Raw genomic sequence first — 12,244 nt, forward strand, 5'->3', positions numbered from 1 at the left:
TTTCTCAACGCCCTTTCCAGGCGGGTGTTCTTTTTTCTCGGAATGCGCGAGGACCCTCCTGGGCGTCCTCGCTCAGGTAAACCTTCTCAAAAAGGTGCGTCGCCGCACGCTGCGCGGCGGAGCGCCCCATCTCGTTAGACAGGTAGACGAGTTCGCGGGCGGCCCGCACCGTCAGCGGCGCGTTGGCGGCGATTCTTGCGGCCATCGCCATGGCGCGCGGCAGGACTTGTAGCCCCGGCACCACGTGATTCACGAACCCGATCTCGTACGCACGCTGCGCAGTAATCGGCTCGGCCGTCAGCAGCAATTCCATCACGGCCCGCTGCTGCACCATGCTCATGAGCGGCGCTGCCCAGGGCATGCCGCGTCCCACCCGCGCCTCGGTGATGCCGAAAGTCGCGTGGTCGGCGGCGATGCACAGGTCGCACATCTGGGCCAGCAGCCAGCCGCCCGCGAAGGCCAGCCCGTTCACGGCGGCGATGGTGGGCTTGGTCACCCGTATGCTGTCACCTATGATCGGCAGGAAACCCGGCGGCGGCACCGCCAGACCCGATTCGGCGGCCTCCTTCAAGTCCATGCCGGCGCAAAAGGCCTGGTCCCCGGTTGCGGTGAGGATGGCGACCAGCGCCGAGTCGTCCTGCTCGAAGCGCTCGAATGCAGTGAAGAGGCCGGAGCGCACTTCGCCGCTGATCGCGTTGCGCTGGTCGGGCCGGTTGATCCGGATCACGACCACGGACCCGTGCTGCTCGTAAAGCAGGCTCGGATTGATCGCTTCTATGCTTCCGGGCGCGTTCATGCAGTCACTACCTTGCGCCGCATCATGGCCGTGCGCCGGCAGACAGCCACGATCTCGCCGCGCTGGTTCAGACCCGTGTGCTCGAACTCGACCAGACCGGTGTCGGGGCGCGACTTGCTGGCACGCACCGACACCACGCGGGTGCGGGCCTTGAGCGTATCGCCATGGAACACGGGCTTGGGAAAACGCACGTCGGTCATGCCCAGGTTGGCTACCGTCGTGCCCATGGTCGTGTCGTTCACCGTCATGCCAACCAGGATACCCAATGTGTACAGGCTGTTGAAAAGGCGCTGGCCCCATTCGGTGCCGGCGGAAAAATGGGCGTCCAGGTGCAGCGGCTGCGGATTCATCGTCAGGAGGCTGAACAGCGTGTTGTCCATTTCCGTGACGGTGCGCGACCAGTCGTGCATGAATTCTTGGCCCTCAAAAAATTCCTCGAAATGCAATCCTGCCATGTTGTCCCTCCTATGTCCTCAGGTCATACCCGCAGCCCGTAAGTTCGCCCCCCGGGACGCCCCAGGCCGCTGCCCATTCCTCACCACCGTCTTGCCCAGGCGGCTCGGGCAGGTCGGGGACGGTGGCGCTGAAACGTGGTGCCGGCGCCGGCTGGACGACGCCCGCGATCTCGATGAAATTGCGGCGCGCGGCGCTGTGCGGATGTCGTGGCGCTTCGGTCGGCGAGAGCACGGGCGCGAAGCAGCTGTCGCTGCCTTCGAGAATTTCGCACCACTGCGCGCGGGTTCGTGTTTCGAAGATCGCCGTCAGGCGCCCACGCAAGTGCGGCCAGTTCGCCCGATCGTCGAAAGCGGTCAGGTCCAGCGCGTCGATGCCGGCCTCAGCGAGCTTTTTTCGAAACACCTGCTGGAACTTCGCCTCGATCGGCGCCAGGCTGACGTACTCACCGTCGGCACAGCGATATACATCGTAAAAGGGCGCGCCAGAGTCCAGCAGATTGGTGCCGCGCGGGCCCTTTTGAAGCCCGGCGGCGATGAGCCCGTGCAACGGCGTCATCAGCGCACCCACACCATCAACCATCGCCGCGTCGACTACCTGCCCTTGCCCAGTGGCGCGGGCATGGAGCACCGCGCTCACCATGCCGAAGGCCAGCATCAGGCCGCCACCCCCGTAGTCGGCGACCAGATTCAACGGCGGCGTCGGCGGGCCGCCTTCACGGCCGATCGCATGCAGCGCGCCGGTGAGCGCCAGGTAGTTGAGATCGTGGCCCGCGGCGTGCGCGAGCGGGCCTTCTTGGCCGAAGCCGGTCATGCGGCCGTAGATGAGTTTCGGATTGTCGGCCAGGCACACATCAGGGCCGAGGCCGAGGCGCTCCATCGTCCGGGGACGGAATCCTTCAATGAGCGCATCCGCCCGCGCCACAATGCTGCGAGCCAGAGCCAGGCCAGCCCCGCCCTTCAAGTCGACGCGCATGGACCGCTTGCCGCGTTGCAGCAGGTCGAACTGCGGAGGGCGCGGAATACCCAGGCTGCTGGGCTCGGTGCGGTCCAGGCGCAGCACCTGCGCCCCCAGGTCGGCCAGCAGCATGCCGCAGAACGGCGCCGGGCCGATGCCCGCGAACTCGACGACGCGCAGCCCTGCCAAGGGGCCGCTTCGCGCAAGGTCGTGCGTGCCGGCTGCCATGGGGTCAGTACGACTTCGGCAAGCCGAGCACCCGCTCGGCGATGTAACAAAGCACCAGCTGCGGGCTGATCGGCGCGATACGCGGGATCAGCGATTCGCGCAGGTAGCGCTCGACGTGGTATTCCTTCGCATAGCCGAAGCCACCGTGCGTCATCACTGCCTGCTGGCAGGCATTGAAGCCCGCCTCGCCCGCCAGGAACTTCGCCGCATTGGCGCTCGCGCCGCAGTCCTTGCCGCTGTCGTACTCCCACGCCGCCCTCATCACCATGAGGTTGGCCGCCTCCAGTTCCATCCAGTTCTGCGCGAGCGGGTGCTGGATGCCCTGGTTCATGCCAATGGGGCGGTTGAAGACGTTGCGATCCTTGGCGTAGGCCGTGGCGCGCTGCAGAGCCACACGGCCCAGCCCCACGGCCTCGGCCGCGATCAGCACGCGCTCCGGGTTCATGCCATGCAGGATGTATTCGAACCCACGACCTTCCTCGCCGATCAGGTTCTCCGCAGGGATTTCGAAGTCCTCGAAGAAAAGTTCGTTGGAATCGACGCACTTGCGTCCCATCTTCTCGATCTCGTGCACCGTGACCCGGCTGCGGTCGAACGGCGTGTAGAAGAGGCTCAGGCCGTGCGTGGGCTTCTTGACCCCTTCCAGCGGCGTGGTGCGTGCCAACAGCAGAATGTTGTCGGCCACCTTGGCGGTCGAGATCCAGACCTTCTGACCGTTGACGACATAGCGGTCGCCCTTCTTGACCGCGCGCAGTTTCAGTTGCGTCGTGTTCAGGCCCGTGTTCGGCTCGGTCACGCCGAAGCAACTCTTGGCCTCGCCCCGCGCCACCGGCGGCAGCATGCGGCGCCGCTGTTCCTCGTTGCCGAAGACGGCCACCGGGTTCAGACCGAACAGGTTGATGTGCACGGACGACGCGGCCGACATGCCGCCGCCCGACTGGGTGATGGCTTGCATCATGATGGCCGCCTCGGTCACGCCCAGCCCGGCCCCGCCGTATTCCTCACCGATGCACATGCCCAGCCAGCCATCGTCGGCCAGCGCCCGGTAGAGCTCTTCGGGGAAGCGCCCGTCATGGTCGCGGTCAAACCAGTACTGGTCATCGAATTGCGCGCAGATGCGCGCGATGGCCTCACGGATGCTTTCCTGTTGTTCGCTCAGTTCGAAATTCACGCTGTGTTTTCCTTGGAAGAGGGAGCCGGCGGGGCCTGCACGGCGCCGCTGGCGAGAAACGAATCAATTTCCTCGGCGCTGTAGCCGGCCTGGCGCAGAATCTCCACGCTGTGCTCACCCTGGCTGGGCGCATGCTTGATGGGGCCGGTCGGCGTGCCGAAGAAGCTGACAGGGGCGCGCATCGAGCGGATGGTGCCCTCGGTGGGGTGCTCCACCGTAGTAAAAAACCGGGTGGCGGTGAGGTGCGGATCCTCGAGCACGCTCTCGAAGTCGTGCATCGGCATCATCGGGATGTCGGCCTCTTCCAGCACGCGCATCCATTCGGCCGTCGTGCGCTCCCCGAAGATGTCCGAGAGCCGCTCGTAGACGAAGTCGATGTTGCGCGAACGGTTCGCGAACGTGGCAAAGCGCGCGTCTTCCTTTTGCAGGGACTCGCGGCCGATGGCGCGCAGAAAACCTTCCCACTGCTTGTCGTTGTAGACAAGGGCGCAGATGTAGCCGTCCTTCGTACGGTAAGGACGCCGGTACGGCGAAAGCTGCCGCGCGTAGCCACCACCGTCGAGCGGAGGCTCGTACGTCAGGCCGCCGAGGTGGTCGCCGAGCACGAAGCCCACCATGGTCTCGAACATCGGGATGTCCACGCGCTGTCCACGGCCGGTGCGGCCCCGCGCGATCAGGCTGGCAAGGATGCCGCCCACCGCCGTGATGCCAACGATGCGATCCGCCATCGCCGTGGGCACATAGCGGGGCGTGCCGTCGCTGGCGCGGGCAATCAGGTACGAGAGCGTGGACGCACCCTGTATCAGGTCGTCGTAGGCGGGCCGCGCGGCATAGGGGCCATCCTGGCCGAAGCCGAAGAGGCCGGCGTAGACGATGCGCGGATTGATCTTTTCCACGGCCTCGTAATCCAGGCCGAGACGCGCCATCGCTTGCGGGCGCACGTTGTAGACCAGCACGTCCGCTTCGGCGATGAGTCGATGAAGCACCGCGATGCCTTCGGGACGCTTCAGGTCCAGCGAGAGCGATCGCTTGTTGCGGTTGGTGTTAAGGAAGATGGGCCCCATGTCGTCATGGCGAGCAGGCCCGATCTGACGCACGACGTCCCCTTGTGGCGCCTCGACCTTTATAACGTCTCCACCCATGTCGCCGAGCGCCTGGGTGGCGAACGGACCCATGAGGACCGACGTCATGTCGATGATGCGAATGCCGTCCAAGGGTCCCATTGGGGTCGTTCTCGTGGTTGAGTGAAAGTTAAGTTCAGCGGGCTGTCATCATTGTTCCTGAGAGTGGACAGATTATTAATAGGGTTTTTACCGATCGACGGAGAACTTTCTAGTGAAAAAACCAGATATTTCGCGACTACGACGTTATGACTAGAATTCAAATTCAGATACCTGTACATTACCTTTCATGTACAAGAATGAAGGCAATCCTGCGGCTAGCGCTCGTCTGCCGGCCTTGGTGCTGGGGCTCTGCTTCCTTTTCAATTTTCTGGCCCGCGGCATAGGCGATACGTTCATGGTGTTCCTGCTGCCGCTGCAGGCCGAATTCGGCTGGCAACGGTCGCAGATGACGGGCGTTTATTCAACCCTGATGGTCATCAGCGGCTTGAGTTCGCCCCTGGCTGGGCTTCTGATCGAGCGCTGGGGTCCGCGCAAGCTTTATTCAGTGGGCATCGCCGTGTTGGCGTGCGGCTACTTCCTCGCGGCATTCGCAACGAAAATTTGGCACTTCTACTTGTACGTGGGATTACTCGGCGGCCTGGGTGCGGGCGCGATCGGCATGGTGCCCGCCACCGCCCTGCTGAGCCGGTGGTTCTCGCACCGGTTCGGCGCAGCCACGGGCATTGCTTACGCGGGATTCGGTTGCGGCTCGCTCGTGATGGTGCCTCTCACGCAGGCGTTGATCGATGCCTCGGGCTGGCGCGCCACCTACCGGTGGGCCGGCGAAGCCTTGCTGGTCGTGCTGGTCCTCTCGCAGTTCATCCCTTGGCGGTCGATCCTAGTGGGGCGCACCGATCCGCTGTCGCCCAGACTGGCTCGCGGGGCGGCCGGCGCGAAGAGCGCGTCCGCGGGGTTGCGCTCGGCATTGGGGCAGCGGCGCTTCTGGCTGATGGTGCAAACCATGTTCTTCACCGCCGTGGGCATGTACCTCGTGATCGTCCAATCGGTTGCCTATCTTGTCGATGTGGGCTTCCCGCCACTGAAGGCCGCGAGCGCCTTCGGGGCCGCGGGCATGCTATCCGTGGTCGGGGTGTCCAGCGCCGGCTGGATCGCCGACCGCTTCGGCTACAAGCTGTCGGCCACCGCGAGTTTCATCGGCACGGCCTCGGGAGTCGCCATGCTTTACAGCCTCTCGTTCGGGCCCAGCACCGTGCTCCTCGCGTGCTACGTCCTGTTGTTTGGGCTCTTCCAGGGTGTCCGGGGGCCACTTATCGCCAGCCTGAGCTCGCGGCTCTTCGCGGGCCCCGGCCAAGCGGCGATTTACGGCGTGATCTACGCGTGCATGGCGATCGGCTCGGGCATCGGCGCCCTGCTCTCCGGCGTGCTGTACGACGCAACAGGCAGTTATAGCCTGGCGTTCATGCTGTCACTCGGGTGCCTGGCCATTGCGGCCGCGCCGTTCTGGACGTCCGACCTGCTGCGGCATAATCGGGCCGCCGATTAATCCACCCTTCGATAGATAACCCGTGAACGTCAAACAAGCTGCGAACGTGCTCGATCTGCTCGAGTTCTTTGCCAAACACCGGCAGCCGGCGACGCTTGCGGAGGTGTCGAAGCAGCTCGAGTGGCCGCGGTCAAGCACCTTCAACCTGCTGGGTACGCTGGCGGCGCGTGGATTCCTCTATGAGCCGCGCGCCCGCGGTGGCTACTATCCCTCGCCGCTCTGGTTCTCGCTTCTGCAGCAGATCGAAAGCGCGGAGCCGATCCCCGAGCAACTGAGAGAACTGCTTCACGCCCTTGTCCAGCGCACCGGCGAGACGGCGGTGCTGGCCGCCTCGAGTAGCGCATACGCCGTGTTCCTGGATGTAGTGGAATCACCCCATGCCATCCGCTATACCGCTTCGCCAGGCAAGCTGGTCCCACTTCATGTGACGGCCACCGGCCGCGTCCTGTTGTCGCAAATGACGACCGCTGAACGCTCGGCCGTGCTACGGCGGGCGAACTTCGAGCGCTATACGCCCTCCACACTCATGAGTGTGGCCGCGGTCGAAAAGGAAATCCAGCGCTCGCTGGAGCGCGGCTGGTTCGAGGGCAACGCCGAGTTCACGCCGGACTTGGGCGGCGTAGCGCTGCCTCTGAAGATGCCGCACCGCCAGTTCGCCCTGCTGTTGGCCGGGCCGATGTTCCGCGTGGGCGAGCGCGCCAAGGAACTAGTGGAAGCGATGAAGGGCGAGATCGAGCGGCACTTGGGAAACCCCAAATAACAGCGCCTACTCCCCCCGGTATTCGTTACAGATGAAATTCACGGCAGATTGCCGCGGAACGGTTTGGAGCATCGCCAGACTTTGATCGGGAATCGTCCACCGCGCCTTAGCCCGGACGCCGCGATCCCCTCAAAGAGCCGACTTGACACTGTAGGATTCCCTCATTAGTAAGCGTCCGACCAGTACCGCCTTGTGGAGTTGAAGGGGTGGCGTAAAGATAGCGTCCATGATGAAAATAGTGGACGCCAAAAATAGCGTGTCGATAGCGGCACCTGTTACCCGCAGAGCGCGACGTACCTACGCACAGCAGTTCAAGCGCGAGGTGGTTGCGCAATGCCTGCTGCCAGGAGCCTCAGTTTCAGCCATTGCGCTGGGCCACGGCATCAACGCCAACGTCATACGCAAATGGCTGCGCCGGCCCAAGCCAGGGACATCAACGTCGTTGGCGACGATGCTGCCGGTCAGCATCGAGCCAGCAGCAGCGGCAGTCACGCCCAGGTCTGGGATGAACCCAACACTCGCTGCGGAACGTGCGCCCATCGAGATGAGCCTGGCTGGAGCAACGGTGCGCTTGCCGGCCGGATTCGATCCGGCGGAGCTGCGCTGCATCGTGCAAATTCTGGCCGCATTGAGATGATCGGCTTGCCTGCGGGAACACGGGTCTGGCTGGCGGCCGGCATGACCGACATGCGCAAAGGATTCGACGGTCTGGCCGGTCTTGCACAAACTTCACTCACCCAAGACCCGTTCTCCGGCCATGTGTTCGTCTTTCGTGGCAGGCGAGGCGACATTATCAAGCTGCTGTGGTGGGATGGACAAGGCCTGTGTCTGTTTGCCAAGCGGCTGGAGAAGGGGCGCTTCGTCTGGCCGCAGGCCGACAGCGGCGCGGTTTCATGACCCCGGCGCAGCTGTCCATGCTGCTCGAAGGCCTCGACTGGAGAATGCCGACTCGCACCTGGCAACCGCAGCGCGCGGCATAGGCAATTGCATGGTCCACTGCGGCCTTGGTTGACAGGGACAATCCTGTAGCGAGGCGTCGGTTTGCGTGGCAAAGTCATGCCCCATGACAACGGATGTGCTGCAGGCCACGATCGACACGCTGACCAAAACGGTTGAGCGGCAGGGCGGCGCGCTCAAGACGGCACACCTGACCATCGACAAACTCAATCTGGAACTGGCGTACCTGAGGCGCATGCGCTACGGGCGCTCCAGCGAACAGATGGACGCCCAGCAGCTGGAGTTGCTGGTGCAAAACGCCCAGGTCAACGCAGCGCCGGTGATCGATCTGCAAGTCGAGCGTGAGCGTCGCAAGGGCAAGTCCAACAAACGCCCTGAACTGCGCCACCTGCCCGAGCATCTACCGCGCGAGACGGTGGTCCACGAGCCCCGCCACGCAACGGACTGCACTTGCCTGAGCTGCGGCAGCGAGTTGCGCGCCATCGGACAAGATGTCTCGGAAGTGTTGGACTACGAGCCAGGCAGCTTCAAAGTCATCCGCCACGTGCGTCCCAAGTACGCTTGTGGGCAGTGCAGCAGCATCTGCCAGGCCAGCGCTGGCGAACGTCCGATTGAGCGCGGCATGGCTGGAGCCGGTTTGCTGGCCCATGTCCTGACCAGCAAATACTGTGACCATCTGCCGCTGTACCGGCAGAGCCAAATTTACAGGCGGGTGGGTGTTGACCTGCACCGCTCCACCTTGGCCGACTGGGTGGGACAGACCAGCGCCTTGCTGCGCCCGTTGGTGGACAGTCTGGCCCGTCACGTCATGGATGGCGTGAAGGTGCATGCGGACGACACCCCGGTGTCAGTGCTTGACCCGGGCCGCGGGCGCACCAAGATCGCCAGGCTGTGGGCTTACGTACGGGATGATCGGCCGGCCGCTGGTCCCGCGCCACCGGCGGTGTGGTTCCAGTACACGCCGGATCGCAAGGGTGAACACCCAGCAAGACATCTCAGGACGTTCCATGGCATCTTGCAGGCCGATGGCTATGCGGGCTTTAACGCACTGTATGAACCGACGCGCGAAGCCGGGGTGATTCTGGAGGCGGCGTGCTGGGCGCATGTACGCAGGAAGTTCTACGACATTCATGAGGATCAGAAACGGTTGCCGGGAACGCTGGCTGCGCAGGCGCTGCAACGCATTGCCCAGCTGTACGCCGTGGAAACGCCGATTCGGGGATGCCCGCCCAATGAGAGGGTAAGTGTTCGGCAGGCGAGTTCGCGGGCTCTGATGGAGGAACTGCACGCCTGGTTGCAGGATGCGCTGGCGCAGGTATCGGCCAAGTCGGCTCTGGCCAAGGCGATTGGCTACGCGGTTACACGCTGGACGGCGCTGACCCGCTACCTGGACGATGGGCGCATCGAGATGGACAACAATGCCGCCGAGCGGGCGATACGCGGCATCGCCCTGGGTCGCAAGAACTGGCTGTTTGCCGGCTCCCATGCCGGTGGCGAGCGCGCCGCCGCTGTTTATAGCCTGATCGAGACGGCCAAGCTGGGCGGGGTCAACCCGCAGGCCTACCTCACAGAAGTGATCAAGCGCATTGCGCAGCATCCAGTCAATCGGGTCGATGAGTTGCTGCCGTGGAATCTTGCGCAGGAGATGGCCGCAGCACGCGCACCTGAGCAGAAGGCGGCATGAACATGATCGGAAAAACCAGGAGGCGGCCACAGCCACAGCCCGGGCAGATCAATATTGAGGCGTTGATTGAAGGGGGCGGGGAAATTACGATCGGGCCCGTGCGTCCGTTTGAATGTGTGGCCACCGCAACCGATGCGCACAACTGCCTGGCAATGCTGGTGCGCCAGCCCGGTGAGTCTTTGGACGACTTGCTGCAGCGCCTGGATGCTGCCATCGAGGCTGCCTATGAATACGACCACTTCATTGACGAAGTGAACGGCCCCCAGTAGCTGCTACCCGTTCAGCATCTGCGTCAAGACGGTATTGGTCGGACGCTTACCCTCATTATCACGGACACACCGTTAAGCTCGCATAGCGTTTTTCAAACTCTACCGGGCTCAATGCATCGAGCGTCGAATGCCGACGTCGGGGTTGTAGAACCGCTCAATATAGTCAAAGATGCCTGCACGGGCTTCGTCACTGGTTTTGTACCTGGAGCGAAACACTCTTTCAATTTTGAGCGTCGAGAAGAAGCTCTCCATCGCCGCATTGTCCCAGCACTCACCGCGCCGACTCATGCTGCAGGTGAGGCCCTGATCGGCCAGCAGGCGCTGAAAGTCTTCGCTGGTGTACTGGGCGTATTCAACAGTTACAGTGAGCGGCTGACCGAAGCCGGTATTGAGCCCTCTGTGGGCAGCCGGGGTGACAGCTACGACAACGCTCTGGCCGAAACGATCTACGACTCGTACAAGGCCGAATTGATTCATCGGCGGGCGCCCTGGAAAACCAAAGAATCGCTGGAATTTGCAACGCTCGAATAGGCGTCATGGTTTAAACACCACCGACTGCTGGAGCCCATCGGATACATTCCCCTTGCCGAAGCGGAAGAAAATTACTTTCAGCAATTAGCCAGCCAGGCCACCACGGCGGAGGTCTGACTTAACCCAACGGGCCTCCACGAAACCCGGGGCGATTCAGCTTTTGATAGAAAGTCTAGTCCACCACCTCTTACTCCAGCCGCTCATGTACTCGTCATCCGATGGGACGCTATCCGACATCAATAAGTACCCCTAAATCTAATGATCGCTTTTCTCGACTCCGAATTCACCGACCTGCTGGATCCGCAATTACTCAGCCTTGGACTTGCCTCCCTAGATGCGAGAGAGTTTTACGCAGAGCTCGACTTGGAATCGGACATCGGAAAAGCCCGCCTCAAAGCTTCATCTGAGTTTGTGCGCTACAACGGCGTCATTGACCAATGGGGCCGTGTCCCAGGTGCGTTGGGAACGGAGTGGGAGATGGGCCGGCGAGCCGGGGAGTGGATCCTTGGGCTTGCTGCCGACGCCGGGGAAAAAGTCGAAATTGCCTTCGATTACTCGATGGACTATGAGCTGCTGGAATACGCGATACGGGATGCCGGGTTGTGGGAGCAAGTGCGAGAAGTTGTGATCCCAAGAAATGTCGACGCGATTACCGGCACCATCACCGGAGAGTTGGCGGCCGAAGAGTGCTTTCGCTCCCTCAAGGCTCGACGTCTCGGCCGACACCACGCCCTGGCTGATGCCCTTGCTCTGCGGGCCGCCTACATGGCAAAGGCCGCGGCGTTTCTGCCTGGATTCGGCGGCAAGGACTGACCTCAGGGTGGAGTGAACTGTCGCCGAGCACCAAAAAAATTGGCTCTTTCGCCAATCTAGAGGCTGGCTTCGCCGCATTCGAAGGCGCTCAAATCATGGACAGCGGAAAGAGGCTCGGGAGCGGACAGGCGCAGGCTCATTCGGCGTTGGCGGCCCAGGGGGCGCGCACGGCCATCAGGCGCTGCAGCCCGGCATTGGGTGTCGCCGGCGTATCGAGCAGTGCCGTGAACTGCATGAATCTGTCCGTATCGAGGCTGAAGAACACCTGGTCGATTAGGTCGCGTTGTTCGGGCTTGGCCCGCAGGTTGAGGGCAGCGTCACGCATGGGAAACTCCGAATGTGTATGTAACAAATATACAGCACGCACGCACGTGTAGCTATTGTCCACACCGAGCTAGTTCTCGCAAGAAGCTGCATCCCGCGGTTCCGCAGCAATAGCCTTCACCCTCGCATACCGCCCGAAACTCCACGACGCCGCAACCATCTACCGAACCCTTCGCGCTCTAGCCCCGTCACACGCAACCGTTTTCTGCAGCTCCAGCCTCGAATTCCTATCACCCGGTCAAATCTCCAACGCCTATCCAGTCGTAATCCTCTGGCGCCCCTAAAATGAAAAACACAACTCAGCTCCTCAGACTCAGATCTTCAGCCTACACATGAAATCCCTCATCTTTCTCTGCCTCATCCTAGGCATCGCAGCCGCGCTGCTGCTGCAAACTGAAACGCTATTCGGACGCGCTTTGAGCAACGCTGAACTTTTAATGGGCGCGCTAGTGACGATGGTAGTTGTGGTGATTTGGCGCGTGGTGGTGAGAAAGAACGCGCGGCGAAAGCTGGACGAGATACGTGATTCGGCGCTGTGGTGACGCGGCTTTTGATGGTATTCGGAGGACAAAGGGCTGGGATGCGATAAAAGAAGGTTTACGTAGGTCAGGACAGGACTTCAATGCCAAACAGG

At 62.5% G+C, this 12,244-nt stretch carries 13 protein-coding genes and 3 pseudogenes; 9 read left to right on the forward strand and 7 right to left on the reverse strand.

Features of this window, described 5'->3' with window-relative positions; translation table 11 throughout:
* Positions 1 to 4: 4 nt before the first annotated feature.
* From PSV05_RS00160 to PSV05_RS00180, 5 genes are read right to left on the reverse strand one after another with little or no spacing between them, the layout of a single operon-like run.
* Entirely contained in the window at positions 5 to 796 is a 792-nt protein-coding gene (locus PSV05_RS00160; protein ID WP_205853051.1) for an enoyl-CoA hydratase-related protein, read from the reverse strand.
* Positions 793 to 1,251 carry a MaoC family dehydratase gene (locus tag PSV05_RS00165; protein WP_096697583.1) on the reverse strand — a complete coding sequence of 153 codons (459 nt, stop codon included), beginning with the start codon at positions 1,249 to 1,251 and terminating at the stop codon, positions 793 to 795. Before PSV05_RS00165 ends, PSV05_RS00160 begins: the two co-directional genes overlap by 4 nt.
* A gap of 10 nt (positions 1,252 to 1,261) precedes the next feature.
* Positions 1,262 to 2,434, reverse strand: a complete 1,173-nt coding sequence (locus PSV05_RS00170) for a CaiB/BaiF CoA-transferase family protein (RefSeq protein WP_300059722.1) — start codon at positions 2,432 to 2,434, stop codon at positions 1,262 to 1,264.
* A gap of 4 nt (positions 2,435 to 2,438) precedes the next feature.
* On the reverse strand, positions 2,439 to 3,605 hold the full coding sequence (locus PSV05_RS00175) for an acyl-CoA dehydrogenase family protein (RefSeq protein WP_300059724.1): 1,167 nt from the start codon (positions 3,603 to 3,605) through the stop codon (positions 2,439 to 2,441).
* Positions 3,602 to 4,819, reverse strand: a complete 1,218-nt coding sequence (locus PSV05_RS00180; protein WP_300059727.1) for a CoA transferase — start codon at positions 4,817 to 4,819, stop codon at positions 3,602 to 3,604. Before PSV05_RS00180 ends, PSV05_RS00175 begins: the two co-directional genes overlap by 4 nt.
* A gap of 196 nt (positions 4,820 to 5,015) precedes the next feature.
* Between PSV05_RS00180 and PSV05_RS00185 the strand changes: the two genes are divergently transcribed.
* The 6 genes and pseudogenes from PSV05_RS00185 (at position 5,016) to PSV05_RS00210 (ending at position 9,942) form a co-directional block, all read left to right on the forward strand.
* Positions 5,016 to 6,272 carry an MFS transporter gene (locus tag PSV05_RS00185; protein WP_300059730.1) on the forward strand — a complete coding sequence of 419 codons (1,257 nt, stop codon included), beginning with the start codon at positions 5,016 to 5,018 and terminating at the stop codon, positions 6,270 to 6,272.
* Positions 6,273 to 6,294: 22 nt separating this feature from the next.
* Positions 6,295 to 7,032: a helix-turn-helix domain-containing protein gene (locus tag PSV05_RS00190; RefSeq protein WP_300059733.1), complete on the forward strand. Its 738-nt coding sequence runs from the start codon at positions 6,295 to 6,297 to the stop codon at positions 7,030 to 7,032.
* 238 nt (positions 7,033 to 7,270) lie between these two features.
* Positions 7,271 to 7,669: a transposase gene (locus PSV05_RS00195; RefSeq protein WP_300059736.1), complete on the forward strand. Its 399-nt coding sequence runs from the start codon at positions 7,271 to 7,273 to the stop codon at positions 7,667 to 7,669.
* Between the two features lie 41 nt (positions 7,670 to 7,710).
* Positions 7,711 to 7,929 carry an IS66 family insertion sequence element accessory protein TnpB gene (gene tnpB, locus PSV05_RS15055; protein WP_345782226.1) on the forward strand — a complete coding sequence of 73 codons (219 nt, stop codon included), beginning with the start codon at positions 7,711 to 7,713 and terminating at the stop codon, positions 7,927 to 7,929.
* A gap of 256 nt (positions 7,930 to 8,185) precedes the next feature.
* A pseudogene (locus tag PSV05_RS00205) lies at positions 8,186 to 9,673 on the forward strand (IS66 family transposase); the annotation flags it as partial.
* Positions 9,670 to 9,942: a hypothetical protein gene (locus PSV05_RS00210; protein WP_300059739.1), complete on the forward strand. Its 273-nt coding sequence runs from the start codon at positions 9,670 to 9,672 to the stop codon at positions 9,940 to 9,942. The pseudogene PSV05_RS00205 and the gene PSV05_RS00210, both read left to right, overlap by 4 nt.
* 58 nt (positions 9,943 to 10,000) lie before the next feature.
* Here PSV05_RS00210 and PSV05_RS00215 read toward each other — a convergent pair.
* A pseudogene (locus PSV05_RS00215) lies at positions 10,001 to 10,302 on the reverse strand (integrase core domain-containing protein); the annotation flags it as partial.
* Here PSV05_RS00215 and PSV05_RS00220 point away from each other — a divergent pair.
* Positions 10,303 to 10,590: pseudogene (locus tag PSV05_RS00220) on the forward strand (IS3 family transposase); the annotation flags it as partial.
* Between the two features lie 141 nt (positions 10,591 to 10,731).
* A complete protein-coding gene (locus PSV05_RS00225; RefSeq protein WP_300059742.1) occupies positions 10,732 to 11,286 on the forward strand; it encodes a hypothetical protein in 555 nt (184 codons plus the stop codon).
* A 136-nt stretch (positions 11,287 to 11,422) separates the two neighbouring features.
* Here the strand turns inward: PSV05_RS00225 and PSV05_RS00230 are convergent, their stop codons facing one another.
* A complete protein-coding gene (locus tag PSV05_RS00230; protein WP_300059745.1) occupies positions 11,423 to 11,611 on the reverse strand; it encodes a DUF1778 domain-containing protein in 189 nt (62 codons plus the stop codon).
* Positions 11,612 to 11,942: 331 nt separating this feature from the next.
* On the opposite strand from PSV05_RS00230, the gene PSV05_RS00235 reads away from it, so the two are divergent.
* Positions 11,943 to 12,152: a hypothetical protein gene (locus PSV05_RS00235; RefSeq protein ID WP_300059748.1), complete on the forward strand. Its 210-nt coding sequence runs from the start codon at positions 11,943 to 11,945 to the stop codon at positions 12,150 to 12,152.
* Positions 12,153 to 12,244 lie beyond the last annotated feature (92 nt).

Origin of the sequence: Thermomonas sp. (assembly GCF_029945965.1) — a bacterium.
Lineage (GTDB): Bacteria > Pseudomonadota > Gammaproteobacteria > Xanthomonadales > Xanthomonadaceae > Thermomonas.